The 14,990-nt window shown below is 62.7% G+C and carries 13 protein-coding genes; 2 read left to right on the top strand and 11 right to left on the bottom strand.

The features are described 5' to 3' along the window. Positions 1-21: 21 nt before the first annotated feature. From pgi to dksA, 10 genes are all read right to left on the bottom strand, one after another. Complete coding sequence (pgi, locus tag KHO53_RS06650; RefSeq protein WP_010222994.1) at positions 22-1,686, bottom strand: glucose-6-phosphate isomerase; 1,665 nt, start codon at positions 1,684-1,686, stop codon at positions 22-24. Positions 1,687-1,810: 124 nt separating this feature from the next. After that, a complete protein-coding gene (panC, locus tag KHO53_RS06645) occupies positions 1,811-2,668 on the bottom strand; it encodes a pantoate--beta-alanine ligase (protein WP_010222995.1) in 858 nt (285 codons plus the stop codon). Further along, the gene (gene panB / locus KHO53_RS06640) at positions 2,665-3,465 is read right to left on the bottom strand and encodes a 3-methyl-2-oxobutanoate hydroxymethyltransferase (RefSeq protein WP_010222996.1); all 801 of its coding nucleotides are present in this window, start codon (positions 3,463-3,465) and stop codon (positions 2,665-2,667) included. The genes panC and panB overlap by 4 nt, the downstream gene beginning before the upstream one ends. Before the next feature lie 252 nt (positions 3,466-3,717). After that, positions 3,718-4,194, bottom strand: coding sequence for a 2-amino-4-hydroxy-6-hydroxymethyldihydropteridine diphosphokinase (folK, locus tag KHO53_RS06635; protein ID WP_010222997.1), 477 nt, complete (start codon positions 4,192-4,194; stop codon positions 3,718-3,720). Between the two features lie 3 nt (positions 4,195-4,197). Next, positions 4,198-5,586: a polynucleotide adenylyltransferase PcnB gene (locus KHO53_RS06630; protein WP_010222998.1), complete on the bottom strand. Its 1,389-nt coding sequence runs from the start codon at positions 5,584-5,586 to the stop codon at positions 4,198-4,200. A 708-nt stretch (positions 5,587-6,294) separates the two neighbouring features. Next, entirely contained in the window at positions 6,295-7,734 is a 1,440-nt protein-coding gene (locus tag KHO53_RS06625; protein WP_036996912.1) for a sigma-54-dependent transcriptional regulator, read from the bottom strand. Between the two features lie 22 nt (positions 7,735-7,756). Next, complete coding sequence (locus KHO53_RS06620) at positions 7,757-10,711, bottom strand: sensor histidine kinase (RefSeq protein WP_010223000.1); 2,955 nt, start codon at positions 10,709-10,711, stop codon at positions 7,757-7,759. Further along, the gene (locus KHO53_RS06615; protein ID WP_003250005.1) at positions 10,695-10,871 is read right to left on the bottom strand and encodes a hypothetical protein; all 177 of its coding nucleotides are present in this window, start codon (positions 10,869-10,871) and stop codon (positions 10,695-10,697) included. Before KHO53_RS06615 ends, KHO53_RS06620 begins: the two co-directional genes overlap by 17 nt. A 158-nt stretch (positions 10,872-11,029) precedes the next feature. After that, positions 11,030-11,917, bottom strand: a complete 888-nt coding sequence (gluQRS, locus tag KHO53_RS06610) for a tRNA glutamyl-Q(34) synthetase GluQRS (RefSeq protein WP_213570122.1) — start codon at positions 11,915-11,917, stop codon at positions 11,030-11,032. Positions 11,918-11,983: 66 nt separating this feature from the next. Further along, positions 11,984-12,430, bottom strand: a complete 447-nt coding sequence (dksA, locus tag KHO53_RS06605) for an RNA polymerase-binding protein DksA (protein ID WP_010223002.1) — start codon at positions 12,428-12,430, stop codon at positions 11,984-11,986. Between the two features lie 245 nt (positions 12,431-12,675). Between dksA and KHO53_RS06600 the strand changes: the two genes are divergently transcribed. Further along, positions 12,676-13,848 (top strand): pyridoxal phosphate-dependent aminotransferase, encoded by a 1,173-nt coding sequence (locus KHO53_RS06600; protein WP_213570121.1) that lies wholly within the window; start codon positions 12,676-12,678, stop codon positions 13,846-13,848. Then, entirely contained in the window at positions 13,848-14,561 is a 714-nt protein-coding gene (sfsA, locus tag KHO53_RS06595; RefSeq protein ID WP_010223004.1) for a DNA/RNA nuclease SfsA, read from the top strand. Before KHO53_RS06600 ends, sfsA begins: the two co-directional genes overlap by 1 nt. Here sfsA and KHO53_RS06590 read toward each other — a convergent pair. Further along, positions 14,551-14,868, bottom strand: a complete 318-nt coding sequence (locus tag KHO53_RS06590) for a Rieske (2Fe-2S) protein (RefSeq protein WP_036996910.1) — start codon at positions 14,866-14,868, stop codon at positions 14,551-14,553. The two genes, sfsA and KHO53_RS06590, sit on opposite strands and share 11 nt — an antisense overlap. Between the last annotated feature and the right edge of the window lie 122 nt (positions 14,869-14,990).

The raw sequence follows: 14,990 nt of genomic DNA, 5'->3' as shown, positions 1-14,990 counted from the left end.
GGCCAGGGGCAGCGCGGGTGATCAACCGCGGTGACGGCTGCGGAAGAAGTTGATCAGGCCCTGGGTCGAAGCGTCTTCGGCAGGCTCTTCGATACCGCCGGTCAGGCGTTGGTAAACGCCCTTGCCCAGCTCCTTGCCCAGCTCCACGCCCCACTGGTCGAAGGCATTGATGCCCCAGATGACGCTCTGCACGAACACCTTGTGTTCGTACATCGCCACCAGCGCGCCAAGACGACGCGGGCTGATGCGCTCGACCACCAGGGTATTGCTCGGGCGGTTGCCCGGGATCACCTTGTGTGGCGCCAGCTTCTGGACTTCAGCTTCGGCCATGCCTTTGTCGCGCAGCTCGGCTTCGGCTTCGCTGCGGGTCTTGCCCAGCATCAGTGCCTGGCTCTGCGACAGGCAGTTGGCGTACAGCCACTGATGATGGTCGGCGACCGGGTTGAAGCTGACCACCGGGACGATGAAGTCGGCCGGAATCAGCTGGGTGCCCTGGTGCAGCAACTGGTGGTAGGCGTGCTGACCGTTACAACCCACGCCACCCCAGATGACCGGGCCGGTGTCGTGGTTGACCGGCGTGCCGTCCTGGCGAACGCTTTTGCCGTTGGATTCCATGTCCAGCTGTTGCAGGTGCTTGGTGATGTTGCGCAGGTAGTGGTCATACGGCAGGATCGCATGGCTCTGCGCGCCCCAGAAGTTGCCGTACCATACGCCGAGCAAGGCCAGCAGCACCGGCATGTTCTGTTCGAACGGCGCGTTCTGGAAGTGCTGGTCCATGGTGTAGGCACCGGACAGCAGTTCCTTGAAGTTGGCCGTGCCAATGGCCAGGGCAATCGGCAGGCCGATGGCCGACCACAGCGAGTAACGCCCGCCTACCCAGTCCCACATCGGGAAGATGTTCTCTTCGCGAATGCCGAAGGCCACGGCGGCGGCCTTGTTGCTGGATACGGCGATGAAGTGCTTGTACAGCTCGGCTTCCGAGCCACCCTGGGCCAGGTACCAGGCGCGTGCGGCCTGGGCGTTCTTCAGGGTTTCCAGGGTGTTGAACGACTTGGACGAAACAATGAACAGCGTGGTTTCGGCGCGCAGCTTGGCCGACAGCTCATGGAACTCGCTGCCGTCGATGTTTGCCAGGTAATGGCAGCGCACGCCACGCTGGGCGTAAGGCAGCAGGGCTTCGGAGACCAGCTCCGGGCCGAGGAATGAGCCGCCGATGCCGATGTTGACCACGTCGGTGATCGGCTTTTCGCTGTAGCCGCGCCACAGGCCATCATGGATGCGGCCAACCAGTTCGGTGACCTGGTTGAGGACCTTGTGCACCTCAGGCATCACGTTGACGCCGTTGACGCTCAACTTGTCGCCCACCGGGCGGCGCAGGGCGGTATGCAGGGCCGGACGGCCTTCGGAGGCGTTGAGGATCTCGCCTGCGAACAATGCCTTGATTGCCTCTTGCAGGCCTACTTCGTTGGCCAGCTTGACCAGCAGGTCGCGGCTCTGGCCGTTGATCAGGTTTTTCGAATAATCGAGGAACAGCCCGCAGGTGCTCAGGGAAAACTGCTCGAAGCGTTTGGGCTCGGCATTGAATGCGTCGCGCATGCTGAAGGCCTGCATGGCTTCGCGGTGCTGCTGGAGCGCCTGCCAGGCGGGCAGGGCAGTAACATCATGGGGGGTGCGGTAATACGCCATCGCTGCAGGTTTCCTTATTGCGTGGACTGCCTTGGACACTGGAACCAGCGCCTTGTTTGCAGGCTGATGCCAATTATAGGCATGCAACCTGCGTTACAGGGAGAGGCTCCAGCGGGCGACCTGTTTACTTGTCGTCGAGAGTCAGGTGCAGGTTGTCGATCAGACGGGTGTTACCCAGGACGGCTGCTACCAGGATTACCAGGTCACGGTCTTCCGGTGCTGCCGGGCGCAGGCTCAGGGCCTGGCGAATTTCCAGGTAGTCCGGGCGAAAGCCTGCCGCGGTCAGTTGCTGCTGACCGTTGGCGATCAGCGCCGGATAGTCGCGTTCGCCCTGTTCGATAGCCGCGGCCATCTGGCTCAGTACCCGATACAGCACAGGCGCCGTGGCGCGCTGTTCGTCGCTCAGGTAACCGTTGCGCGAAGACAGCGCCAGGCCGTCTTCGGCGCGCACGGTTGGCTCGCCGATGATCTGGATCGGCATGTTCAGGTCGCGCACCAGCGCACGGATCACCGCCAGTTGCTGGAAGTCTTTCTGGCCAAACACCGCCAGGTCCGGCTGGACCATGTTGAACAGCTTGCTGACCACCGTCGCCACGCCTTCGAAATGGCCTGGACGGCTGGCACCGCACAGCCCGTCGGACAGTTGCGGGACGCTGACGCGGGTCTGCCCGGCCATGCCGTCGGGGTACATCTCTTCGACGGTCGGGGCGAACAGCAGATGGCAGCCGGCCTGGAGCAGTTTTTCCTGGTCAGCGGCGAGGGTCCGCGGGTACTTGTCGAGGTCCTCGCTGGGGCCGAACTGCAGGGGGTTGACGAAGATGCTGGCGACGACGAAATCGACCCGTTGTGCGGCCTTGGTCACCAGTGCGGCATGGCCGCTGTGCAGGTTGCCCATGGTCGGCACGAAACCGATGCGTTTGCCTTCGCTGCGCGCGCGCGCCACGGCGGCACGCAGTTCGCGGACGGTCTTGACTGTATTCATGCACTGAACCCGTGTTCGCTGCCGGGGAAGCTGACATCCTTGACGGCGGTTACGTAAGCCTTGAGCGCGCCTTGAATATCGCTCTGGCCGGCCATGAAGTTCTTCACGAACTTCGGTACCCGGCCAGTCAGCGACAGACCGAGCATGTCATGCAATACCAGCACCTGGCCGTCGGTGGCGCTGCCGGCACCGATGCCGATGACCGGGATGCTCACCGCCTGGGTGATTTCCGCAGCCAGCTCGGTGGGTACGCATTCGAGCAGCAGCATGGCTGCGCCCGCCTGCTCCAGGGCGATGGCGTCGGCGCGCATTTGCCGTGCCTGGTTTTCCTGGCGGCCCTGAACCTTGTAGCCACCGAGGATGTTCACCGTCTGCGGGGTCAGGCCCATATGGGCGCACACCGGTACGCCACGCTCGGCCAGCAGGCGGATGGTTTCCGCCAGCCAGGCGGCGCCTTCGACCTTGACCATGTGCGCGCCGGCCTGCATCAGCGCGCCGCTGTTGGCGAACGCCTGCTCGGTGGTGGCGCAGGCCATGAACGGCAGGTCGGCAAGAATCAACGCACCTTCGTTGCCGCGTTTGACGCAGGCGGTGTGGTAGGCCATCTCGGCATTGGTTACCGGCAAGGTGCTGTCATGGCCCTGCAGGACCATGCCCAGGGAGTCACCCACCAGCAATACTTCCACGCCGGCACGGCTGGCGGCCTGGGCGAAGGTCGCGTCGTAGCAGGTCAGCATGGTTATTTTCTCACCCTTGGCCTTGAGGCTCTGCAGGGTGGTCAGGGTTACTTCTGGCATGAAAAGGAATCCTCGTTCAGGCGCTGTGAAAAACGACTGCGTACAACGCGTGTATTCATCTTCTGGAACAGCACATCATCGATCGTGGTGTTTGAATTACGACCTGTTCCAGGCCTATATACGCCTTTTTGCGGCGCTCGGGGCGCCACGGGACGCCTATAGTCGTGAGCGAGGGGGCTGAAGTCAATTACCCTGTTACCGCATTGTTACTAATGCGCTGTTACGGGCGTTACCGGCTGGGGGAACGCCCGGCTACAGGCGTTCCAGACCGACGAACGGGCAATCTGCCAGTAATTGGGACAGGGGCCGTTGATCGGCCAGGCAGAAGTCTTCAGGGACCAGTTCGGCCAGGGGGTAGAGGACGAACGGTCGTGCCTGCATGTGGTAATGCGGCACTTTCAGGCGCGGCACATCGATGACCTGGTCGCCGTACAACAGAATGTCCAGGTCGAGGGTGCGCGGGCCCCAGCGTTCCTTGCGTTCGCGGCCCTGATCGGCCTCGATGGCTTGCAGCGCATCGAGCAGGTCCAGCGGCGCAACGGCGGTATCCAGCGCCGCCACGGCGTTGGTGTAGCGCGGCTGGCCCGGTGACAGCGAGTCGCTGCTGTAGAAGGCCGAAACCGCGGCCAGGGCGCTGTCACGCAACTGCCCCAGCGCCTCGACGGCGCTGCGCAGTTGCTGTTCGGGATCGGCCAGGTTGCTGCCCAGGCCAATAAAGGCGCGGATCATCTGTTACTCGCCTGCAGCGCTGTCGGCGCGCTTGCGCTTGCTCGGGCTGCGCTTGCGTTTGCGCGGGCCGGCACCGGCACCTTCATCACGGCTGCCCAGCTCGCGGATCATGTCGCGGCGCTCGCTGTCGTTGCAGTCCTGATAGTCGGTCCACCATTGGCCCAGGCCGTCGGTTTCTTCACCCGCACTTTCACGCAGCAACAGGAAGTCGTAACCGGCGCGAAAGCGCGGGTTGTCGAGCAACAGGTCGGCACGTTTGCCACTCCGCCGCGGCAGGCGTTCCTGCATGTCCCAGATTTCGCGGATCGGCATGGTGAAACGCTTGGGGATTGCGATGCGCTGGCACTGTTCGGCAATCAGTTCGTGGGCCGCTTCGTTCATGGCCGGAATCGGTGGCATGCCACGGCTCTGCAGGCGCAGGGCGCGACCGGGCAGTGCTGGCCAGAGCATGGCGGCGAACAGGAAAGCCGGGGTTACCGGCTTGCCTTGCTTGACGCGCAGGTCAGTGTTGATCAACGCCTGGCTGATCAGGGTGTGGGTGTAGGTCGGGTGCTCTTCCAGCGCCTCGGCACTGGCCGGGAACAGCGGGTCGAACAGCTCCAGGTCAACGAGCATTTCGAAGGTGTCGGCCGCCTGCCCGGAAAGGAACAGCTTGAGCGACTCTTCGAACAGGCGAGCCGCCGGAATCTCGCGCAGCATTGGCGCCAGCTGGCGAATCGGCTGCACGGTGTGTTTTTCGATGCCGAAGTTGAGCTTGGCGGCGAAGCGCACGGCTCGCAGCATGCGTACCGGGTCTTCCTGGTAGCGCTGGGTCGGGTCGCCGATCAGGCGGATCAGGCGGTTGCGAATATCGTGCACGCCGTTGGCGTAATCAAGAATGCGCTCGCTGACCGGGTCGTAATACAGGGCGTTGATGGTGAAGTCGCGGCGTTGCGCGTCTTCTTCCAGGGTGCCGTAGACGTTGTCGCGCAGAATCCGCCCACTCTCGTTACGCGACGAGGTGTGGCTGTTCTCTTCTTCGCTTTCCGGGTGGTTGGCGCGGAAGGTGGCGACTTCGATGATTTCACGCCCGAAATGGATGTGAACCAGTTTGAAACGGCGACCGATGATGCGGGCGTTGCGAAATTCGGCGCGGACCTGTTCAGGGGTGGCGCTGGTGGCAACGTCGAAATCCTTGGGGGTGATGCCCAGGAGTTGGTCCCGCACGCAGCCACCGACCAGATAGGCCTGGTAGCCAGCATTTTGCAGGCGCTCGACGATACTCACCGCATGACGACTGAACTGGCCACGTTGCAGCGAATGTTGACCGCTATTGATCACTTCAGGCGTGGTGCGCTTGTGGTGCGTGCCACGTACGGGAGGACGGAACGACTGGAACAGCTTCTTCAGCATGGGATGCACTGTTTGAAGGAATGTTCGGCCAAAAACGAAGAATGGCCGCATGATGGGCGGGGATTCTAGCATTTACTCGGAGGATGGTGTAGGCGGTCGCGTCGGACGACGCACAGGCGGGCTGGGGCGGGCAGAAACTACAAGGGGAGCCGAAGCTCCCCAAGAAGTAGTTGCGTGCTCTTATTGTTTTTTTGCCGGGCTTTTTGTTTTTGTTGAGTGCCCTGCCCACAAAAAAAGCTTGTGGGCGGTCTCCCTAATCGGGATCAAGAGCAAACGGATTGCTTTGGTCGCTGAGGTTGCAATGATCATGCGATCCAACCAGTTCAGGCCCTGCTTGAGTGCAGTTTTTATTGTTCTCTGCCTGGTTGTGGGGCAAGCCCCAAATACAACTCCTCTCCAAAAGAATCAGTTAGCTGCGCCTCCGCCGTCTTGTTCTTATTGTGCGTGAGCCGATTCGTCTTATTTTTATTGTCTTTTGCAGTGCTTGTTATTGTTCTTGTACCAAACATATAGCAGGTGCCGTGCCAACTTTCTCAAAACCCAGTAAAACAAGGGGTTGGAGCGGTTTTGAGCGGTTCGCAAGGCGAAAAAAAACCGCGGCTTCGTTACCGTAAGCCCCGGTTTTTGTTACGACTTTGTGGTGCGGTAACAGTTTGTCGCAAGGTAGCGGTGTTACCTGTGCCCACCCGCGCAAAGCGCTGAAACGGCTCAGCCCTCGCTGGTGGCACCGCTCTTGCGCCGCGGGATGCCCAGGCGCTGGCGCCGCTCCCACAGGCACTTGCGGCTGACCCCAAGCTTGCGCGCAAGCTCGGTCTCGGTCATGTGATCCTGATGCTCAAGGACGAAATGCTGGAAGTAGTCTTCCAGCGACAGGTCTTCTGTCGGCTCGTGGCTGGTGTTGTTGGCACTGCTGCTGGCGCCCGACAGGCCGGCGAACGGCTCGTCGTCTTCGAGATCGCTGAGCTCGATGTCGATACCCAGCAGGTCGGCGGAAATCTCCGGGCTCTCGCACAGGATCACTGCGCGCTCCACGGCGTTTTCCAGCTCGCGCACGTTACCTGGCCAAGAGTAATGCCGAATCGCCTGTTCAGCGTCGTGGCCGAATCGCAGGTCGTTACGCCCGACCCGCGCACTTTGGCGGGCGAGGAAGGCGTTGGCGATTTCGTTGACGTCGGTGCCGCGCTCGCGCAAGGCCGGCAGTTTGAGAGCGATGACGTGCAGGCGGTAATAAAGGTCTTCACGGAACTGGCCGACCTTGGCCAGGTTCTTCAGGTCGCGGTGGGTGGCGGCGATCAGGCGTACATCGACTTTTTGCGATTGCACCGAGCCGACCCGACGAATTTCACCTTCCTGCAGGACGCGCAACAGGCGTGCCTGGGCTTCGAGTGGCAGTTCGCCGATCTCGTCGAGAAACAGCGTGCCACCATCGGCGGCTTCGACCAGGCCGGCACGCCCGGCGCTGGCGCCGGTAAAGGCGCCTTTCTCATGGCCGAACAGTTCCGATTCGATCAGGGTCTCTGGAATCGCCGCGCAGTTCACCGAGATCATCGGTGCCTTGGCTCGTCGCGACAGGTTGTGCAGCGCGCGGGCCACCAGCTCTTTACCAGTACCCGACTCGCCCTGGATCAGTACATTGGAGTCTGTTGGCGCGACCTTGCGTATCTTGCCGTACAGGTCCTGCATCGGCGGGCACGAACCGATGATGCCGATCTCGCCATTGGCCGCAGTACTGGTCGCCGCCTTGTCGCCAGGCGCGGCCTTGCCGTTGCCACGTTCAGTCGCAACGGCCGGCGCGTTCTGCCGGTCACGCAGGATGCGCGCAACGGCCTGGAGCATTTCGTCGTGATCGAATGGCTTGGCGATGTAGTCCACCGCACCCATTTTCATCGAGTCGACAGCAGAACGCAGGCTCGCGTAGCTGGTCATGATCAGTACCGGGGTGCCCTGGCCGAGCTTGATCAGTTCGGTGCCGGGCGCGCCTGGCAGGCGCAGGTCGCTGACAATCAGGTCGAAGGTCGCAATGCTGAAGCGTTCCTGGGCCTCTTGCACCGAGCCGGCCTCGCTGACCTGGTACTGGTTACGCTCAAGCAATCGGCGTAGCGCCGAGCGGATGATGGTTTCGTCTTCGACGATCAGAATATGCGGCATTGATTCAATTCTCTCGACGGTCTCAGTTCACAGCGGACGTCGCTACGACATGGCGCGGCAGGGTCACTCGGATCCGGGTGCCGCGTTGGCTCTGGCTATCGGCCGGGCTGTCGATGGTGATTTGTCCATAATGCTCTTCCACGATGGAATAGACCAGAGCAAGCCCCAGTCCGGTGCCTTCGCCCGGGTCCTTGGTGGTGAAGAAGGGTTCGAACAGACGATCCATGATGTTTTTCGGGATACCGCTGCCTTCGTCCTCGACGATCAGGTCGACGGTATGCTCGCTGGCTTCGCTCTTGACCCGCACGGCGCTGCCGGGCGGGGAGGCGTCGCGGGCGTTGGACAGCAGGTTGATCAGCACCTGGGCCAGGCGTTGCGGGTCGCCCTCGACCCAGTGATCGGGGTCGCACAGGTTGAAGAACTGTACTTCGAAATTGCGCCGGTTCAAGGCCAGCAGACCGATGGCATCCTGGGCCACTTCGGCCAGGCACACCGGCTCGTCGCTGTGCTGGTGGCTGCCGGCATGGGCGAAGCTCATCAGCGACTGGACGATGCGCGAGATGCGCTTGGTCTGCTCCAGGATCTGGCTGCTCAACTCGGTGATCTCGCCGTCCTCTTCGCGCTCTTCGCGCAGGTTCTGTGCCAGGCAAGCGATGCCAGTGACCGGGTTGCCGATCTCATGGGCAACCCCGGCGGCCAGGCGGCCGATGCTGGCCAGGCGCTCGGAGTGCACCAGCTTGTCTTCCAGGGCCTGGGTCTCGGTGAGGTCCTCGACCAACAACACCAGGCCGCTGTTGCCCGGTGCCAGCGGCTCGTCGATGGCCGCCTTGTGCAGGTTCAGCCAGCGGGTCTGACCGTCCAGGCCCAGGCGCTGTTTGTGCAGGTGTTCGTCGGGCACGTTGATGAAGCCCAGCAGCAGGCCGCGCCAAGGCTCGGCAATGGTCGCCAGGCGCGAGCCGACCACGCGCTTGGCGGGGATACCGGTGAGCTCTTCCATGGCCTTGTTCCACATCAGGATTTCCTGGTCCTTGGCCAGCGAGCAGACGCCCATTGGCAGTTCCTGCAGGGTCTGGCGGTGGTAGCGGCGCAGGGCGTCGAGCTCGGCGGCAAGGCCGGTCAGGCGCGAGTGGTAGTCTTCCAGGCGGCTCTCGATGAAGTGGATGTCTTCGGTAACGTAATTTTCGTTACCAGACTTGTAGGGCAGGAAGGTCTCGACCATGTCCTGGGCCACGCTTGGGCCCATCAGGCCCGACAGGTTGGCTTCGATGCGGTCGCGCAGGCGGCGCAGGGCATACGGGCGGCGCTCGTCGAACGGCAGGTAGAGATCGCGCAGGGCCTGCTCGACTTCCTTCTGCGCAGCCTTGGCGCCCAGGGGCTTGGCCAGCTGGGTGGCGAACTCCTGCGGCGAAGCGGCGTGCAGCTCACGGCGCTGCGGGCGACGGACGTTATCCACCGCACAGGCCTCGGCGGCACTGACTTCTTCACTGCTGGCGTTGGTGAACAGCGAGATCAGGGTGAACAGCAGCACGTTGGCCGCCAGCGAGGCGATCGCGGCCATGTGCCAACTGGTGTCGTCGAGCACATAGATCATGTTCAGCAGCGGGATGTAGAAGCCCTGCAGGTTGCCCACCAGCGGCAACAGCATGGTCACCATCCACACCAGGATGCCGGCCAGCAAGCCGGCGATGAAGCCGCGGCGGTTGGCGGTGGGCCAGTACAGTACCGAGAGTACGCCCGGCAGGAACTGTAAGGTGGCGACAAAGGCGACGATACCGAGATTGGCCAGGTCCTGCTGGCTGCCCAGGGTCAGGTAGAAGCCAAAACCGGCGGCGATGATGGCGACGATCAGCGCCCGTCGGGTCCACTTCAGCCAACGGTAGATGTTGCCCTCGGCCGGCGGCTGGTACAGCGGCAGCACCAGGTGGTTGAGGGCCATGCCCGAGAGTGCCAGGGTGGTGACGATGATCAGCCCGCTGGAGGCCGATAGCCCGCCGATGTACGCCAGCAACGCCAGCGCCTGGTTGTTGGCGGCGATGCCCAGGCCCAGGGTGAAGTACTCCGGGCTGGTGCTGGCGCCCATCTTCAGGCCGGCCCAGAGAATCAGCGGTACCGCCAGGCTCATCAGCAGCAGGAACAGCGGCAGGCCCCAGCTGGCACTGACCAGTGAGCGCGGGTTGAGGTTCTCGGTAAAGGCCATGTGGTACATGTGCGGCATCACGATCGCCGAGGCGAAGAACACCAGCAACAGGGTACGCCAGGGGCCTTCCTGCAACGGTGTGTGCAGCGCGGCGAGGGCAGTCTGGTTCTGCAGCAGCCAGACTTCCAGTTGATGCGGTCCGCCAAACACACCGTACAGGGCATAGAGGCCGATGCCGCCCAGGGCCAGCAGCTTGATCACCGACTCGAAGGCAATGGCAAACACCAGGCCTTCGTGTTTCTCCCGCGTGGCGATGTGCCTGGAGCCGAAGAAGATGGTGAACAGGGTGATCAGGGCACAAAAGGCAAAGGCCACCCGCGCCTTGACGGGCTCGCCCGTGAGGATACTGATCGAGTCGGCTACCGCCTGGATTTGCAGCGCCAGCAACGGCAGCACGCCGATCAGCATGAATACGGTGGTCAGCGCCCCGGCCCAGGTGCTGCGAAAGCGAAAGGCGATCAGGTCGGCCAGCGATGACAGCTGGTAGGTGCGGGTAATCTTCAGGATCGGATAGAGCAGTACCGGCGCCAGCAAGAAAGCGCCGGACACCCCCAGGTAACAGGCGAGAAAGCCGTAACCATACTGGTAGGCCAGGCCCACCGAGCCATAGAAGGCCCAGGCGCTGGCATAGACGCCCAGCGACAGGGTGTAGGTCAGCGGGTGGCGGATGATCGAGCGCGGGATCATTCCGCGTTCGCTGACCCAGGCCACGCCGAACAGCACCAGCAGGTAGGCGGCGCTGATCAGGATCATCTGGGTCAGGCTAAAGCTCATCGGCATCACGTTGGCTCTGCAGGATAAAGGTCACGACGATCAGGATCAGCCAGAGCAGGTAAGGGCGATACCAGGCACCGGTTGGCTCGATCCACCAGTCCATGATGGCCGGGGAGAACAGGTAGATCCCCACGACCAGAAGCAGGACCAAACGATAGATATACATGCTGGCCTCAAAGGTAAGGACGCTGCGGCTTGGACTTATTATTGGCGCAAATGGCTGCGGCGATGGTAACGGGCTTGTGCGTTTTTGCCAAAGAATTGAATTTACTAGGCTTTCTGCGTCGGGGTAACTGTCTGTGGTGGGGGCGGATCAGAAGGGAATCAGCGCAGGTCGGCCTCGGGCACGCTCAAGCGCCGGGGCAGGATGTCGGGGTTCCAGTGCAGTGCGGCATGGGCCAGTACTTCGGCCGGAGTGCCTTGCTCCATGCCCGCTTCGGTCGTCTGGCCCAGCGCGCGCAGGGCCCGCAGCAGCAGCGCAGTGGCCTGGTCGGCGGCCAGGGGCGGCGAGCGGTAGGACTTGCCCAGTTTGTGCCCGTCCGGCTGTACGATCAGCGGCACATGCAGGTAGCGCGGTTGCGCCAGCCCCAGCAGTTCCTGCAGATACAGCTGGCGCGGGGTGTTGTCGAGCAGATCGGCGCCGCGGACGATATCGGTCACCCCCTGCCAGGCGTCATCCAGCACCACGGCCAGTTGATAGGCGTACAGGCCATCACGGCGGCGAATGACGAAATCACCGACTTCGCGCCCCAGGTGCTGCTGGAAATGGCCCTGTACCCTGTCATCGAAATGGTAGACAAGCTCCGGCACCCGCAGGCGGATGGCAGCATTCTCGCGGCTATACCCGGCGTTGCGGCACAGGCCTGGGTAAACACCGTTGTAACCTTCGAGCTGCTTGCGCGAACAGGTGCAGGCGTAGGCCAGGCCCTGACGGAACAGGCGCTCGAGCACTTCGGCATAGGCCTCGTGGCGCTGGCTCTGGTACACCACCTCGCCGTCCCATTCCAGGCCGTAGCTTTCAAGGGTGTTGAGGATCGCTGCCTGGGCACCGGGGGCTTCGCGGGGCGGGTCGATGTCTTCCATGCGCACCAGCCAGGTGCCGCCGACCGCACGGGCGTCCAGCCACGAGGCCAGGGCCGCGACCAGCGAGCCGAAGTGCAGGTAACCACTGGGGGTAGGGGCGAAGCGCCCAATATAGCTGGAGTCGTTCATGGGGTGTGGAGCCTGTAAATCAAACGGGGCGCTTTGAGCGCCCCGTTGCGTTGCAAGTTGCTGGCATCACGCCTTGCCGACTTGCTTTTCCTTTTTCTCGGCCAACTCTTTGCAGTCAAAACACAGGTCGGCGGTCGGGCGGGCTTCCAGTCGGCGAAGGCCGATTTCAACGCCGCAGGCTTCGCACCAGCCGTACTCTTCGTCCTGGATCTTCTGCAGGGTCTTGTCGATTTTCTTGATCAGCTTGCGCTCGCGATCACGGTTGCGCAGTTCCAGGGCAAACTCTTCTTCCTGGCTGGCGCGATCGGCGGGGTCCGGGAAGTTGGCTGCCTCGTCTTTCATGTGGTCCACAGTCCGGTCCACACTGGTCATCAGCTCCTGCTTCCACGCACCGAGAAGCATGGTGAAGTGCTTGCGCATGGGGTCGCCCATGTACTCTTCACCCTTGGTTTCCTTATAGGGTTCGACACCGTACATGGTCTGACTGGCTTTTTGCTTTTCTAGGGTGGACATGAATAGACCGCCTCTCACTTTTCTAATCCATTGCGCAGGCTGCTCCATCTCCGGCGCCCGCCGGCCCTGCGACTGCGAGCCGCCGAACTTACCAGATCGAACCGGGGTGCGCTACTCCCGGTTGTCAAGGCCGGGGCAATGGCACCAAGCCTTGAAGATCTTTGCAGTGGACCGCAGCTTTTGCCACACGTTCGACCCGGCGCATGGGTAGAATCATTATTCTAGACCCTTTTGAGAGAAGGCTAATGGCCCAGCCCTACAGTGCGCGCAGCCGCGCCATCGAACCTTTCCACGTGATGGCCCTGCTGGCCCGCGCCAACGAGCTGCAGGCGAGCGGTTGCGACGTGATCCACCTGGAAATCGGCGAACCGGACTTCACCACCGCGGCGCCTATCATCGAGGCCGGCCAGGCCGCGCTGGCCCAGGGGCATACCCGTTATACCGCCGCCCGCGGGCTGCCGGCGCTGCGTGAGGCCATTGCCACCTTCTACCAGCAGCGTTACGGGCTGAGCATCGACCCGCAACGCATCCTCATTACCCCGGGCGGCTCCGGCGCCTTGCTGCTGGCTGCCAGCCTGCTGGTCGATCCGGGCAAGCACTGGCTCCTCGCCGACCCGGGCTACCCGTGCAACCGGCACTTCCTGCGCCTGGTCGAAGGTGCTGCGCAACTGGTGCCGGTGGGGCCAGAGGTGAATTATCAATTGACCGCCGATCTGGTCGAGCGCTACTGGGACCAGGACACCGTCGGCGCCCTGGTGGCGTCGCCGGCCAACCCGACCGGCACGGTGCTTGATCGCGACGAACTGGCCGGCCTGTCGGCCGCTACCCGTGCGCGCAAGGGTCACCTGGTGGTGGATGAGATCTACCACGGCCTGACCTACGGCATGGATGCACCGAGTGTGCTGGAAGTCGACGACGAAGCCTTCGTCCTTAATAGTTTTTCCAAGTATTTCGGCATGACCGGCTGGCGCCTGGGTTGGCTGGTTGCGCCACCGGCGGCAGTGGCTGACCTGGAGAAACTGGCGCAGAACCTCTACATCAGTGCACCGAGCATGGCCCAGCATGCGGCATTGGCATGTTTCCAGCCCGGGCCCCTGGCTATCCTCGAAGAACGGCGAGCGGAATTTGCCCGCCGTCGCGACTTTCTCTTGCCGGCCTTGCGTGAACTGGGCTTCAGGATTGCCGTCGAGCCTCAGGGCGCGTTCTACCTGTACGCCGACATCAGCGCCTTTGGCGGTGATGCCTTTGCCTTCTGCCAGCACTTCCTTGAAACCGAGCATGTGGCCTTCACCCCGGGCCTGGACTTCGGCCGCCACCAGGCCGGGCACCATGTACGCTTTGCCTACACCCAGAGCTTGCCGCGCTTGCAGCAAGCGGTTGAGCGAATTGCCCGCGGACTGCGGAGCTGGCAAGGCTGATGCGTTTTTCACCCACACTCGAAACCGCACGTTTGCTGCGCCGCTACAAGCGCTTCCTGGCCGATATCGAACTGGCCAACGGCGAGCAGATGACCATCCATTGCCCCAACACCGGCTCGATGTTCAATTGCATGGTCGAGGGCGGCCAGGTCTGGTTCAGTCGTTCCAACGACCCCAAGCGCAAGCTGCCCGGCACCTGGGAAATCAGTGAAACCCCGCAGGGGCGCCTGGCCTGTGTGAACACCGGGCGGGCCAACACCCTGGTTGAAGAAGCCTTGCGCGCCGGGATCATCAGTGAACTGGCAGGCTTTACCGGGCTCAAGCGCGAGGTGGCCTATGGCGAGGAGAACAGCCGGGTGGACTTTCGCCTGGAGTTCGCCGAGGGGCCGGCCTACGTCGAGGTCAAGAGCGTGACCCTGGGCTTCGATGATTGCAGCGTGGCCGCCTTCCCCGATGCGGTGACCCAGCGCGGCGCCAAGCACCTGCGTGAACTGGCAGCCTTGGCTCGCCAGGGGGTGCGTGCGGTGCAGCTGTATTGCGTGAACCTGAGCGGTGTCGAAGCCGTACGCCCGGCCGACGAGATCGACAGGGCCTATGCCGATGCGCTACGCGCTGCGGTGGCCGACGGCGTCGAGGTGCTTGCCTATGGCACGCGGATCGATGGCGAGCAGGTCTATATCGATCGGCCGTTGCCGGTATTGCTCAGTCGATAAGCCAGATGCCCTGGCTGTCTTCGCGGCAGCCCAGGGCCGTCAGTTGCTCGCCCTCGCAGGGACCCGCCACGCATTCGCCGGATTCGATCAGAAACAGCGCGCCATGGCGCCCGCAGGCAATCAGGCTGGCGCTGCTGTCGAGAAAGGCGTCAGGCTCCCAGTTCAGGGGGATACCGCGATGGGGGCAGTAGTTGCGGTACAGGTAGACAGTGCCCGCACGTCGAACCGCGAAAATCCCGAGGTCATCGACACTGAAGCCGCGGCTCTGGCCTTCGCTCAGTTGTTCGGGACGACAAAGAAAATGCATGGTGAGGGGTTACCTGTAGTCACAGTGACGGCTTGACGTGCAAATGCAAATAATTATCAAATTGCCTGCATCAGCCGTATCGGACGCTTTATACCGTGCGTCCCCGGCATTATCCACCCGGA

The sequence above is a fragment of the Pseudomonas sp. RC2C2 genome (assembly GCF_018390435.1).
Classification (GTDB): domain Bacteria; phylum Pseudomonadota; class Gammaproteobacteria; order Pseudomonadales; family Pseudomonadaceae; genus Aquipseudomonas; species Aquipseudomonas donghuensis.
Note: the sequence above shows the minus strand (reverse complement) of the source record. Positions and strands in the feature narration are given on the sequence as shown.

What these genes read in the sequence shown, in the direction of transcription:
- KHO53_RS06600 (WP_213570121.1), top strand. Translation starts at nt 12,676, where the DNA reads ATGGCCCAGCCCTACAGTGCGCGCAGCCGCGCCATCGAACCTTTCCAC.
- pgi (WP_010222994.1), bottom strand. Translation starts at nt 1,686, where the DNA reads ATGGCGTATTACCGCACCCCCCATGATGTTACTGCCCTGCCCGCCTGG.
- KHO53_RS06620 (WP_010223000.1), bottom strand. Translation starts at nt 10,711, where the DNA reads ATGCCGATGAGCTTTAGCCTGACCCAGATGATCCTGATCAGCGCCGCC.
- panC (WP_010222995.1), bottom strand. Translation starts at nt 2,668, where the DNA reads ATGAATACAGTCAAGACCGTCCGCGAACTGCGTGCCGCCGTGGCGCGC.
- gluQRS (WP_213570122.1), bottom strand. Translation starts at nt 11,917, where the DNA reads ATGAACGACTCCAGCTATATTGGGCGCTTCGCCCCTACCCCCAGTGGT.
- KHO53_RS06625 (WP_036996912.1), bottom strand. Translation starts at nt 7,734, where the DNA reads ATGCCGCATATTCTGATCGTCGAAGACGAAACCATCATCCGCTCGGCG.
- panB (WP_010222996.1), bottom strand. Translation starts at nt 3,465, where the DNA reads ATGCCAGAAGTAACCCTGACCACCCTGCAGAGCCTCAAGGCCAAGGGT.
- KHO53_RS06590 (WP_036996910.1), bottom strand. Translation starts at nt 14,868, where the DNA reads ATGCATTTTCTTTGTCGTCCCGAACAACTGAGCGAAGGCCAGAGCCGC.
- dksA (WP_010223002.1), bottom strand. Translation starts at nt 12,430, where the DNA reads ATGTCCACCCTAGAAAAGCAAAAAGCCAGTCAGACCATGTACGGTGTC.
- KHO53_RS06630 (WP_010222998.1), bottom strand. Translation starts at nt 5,586, where the DNA reads ATGCTGAAGAAGCTGTTCCAGTCGTTCCGTCCTCCCGTACGTGGCACG.
- KHO53_RS06615 (WP_003250005.1), bottom strand. Translation starts at nt 10,871, where the DNA reads ATGTATATCTATCGTTTGGTCCTGCTTCTGGTCGTGGGGATCTACCTG.
- folK (WP_010222997.1), bottom strand. Translation starts at nt 4,194, where the DNA reads ATGATCCGCGCCTTTATTGGCCTGGGCAGCAACCTGGCCGATCCCGAA.
- sfsA (WP_010223004.1), top strand. Translation starts at nt 13,848, where the DNA reads ATGCGTTTTTCACCCACACTCGAAACCGCACGTTTGCTGCGCCGCTAC.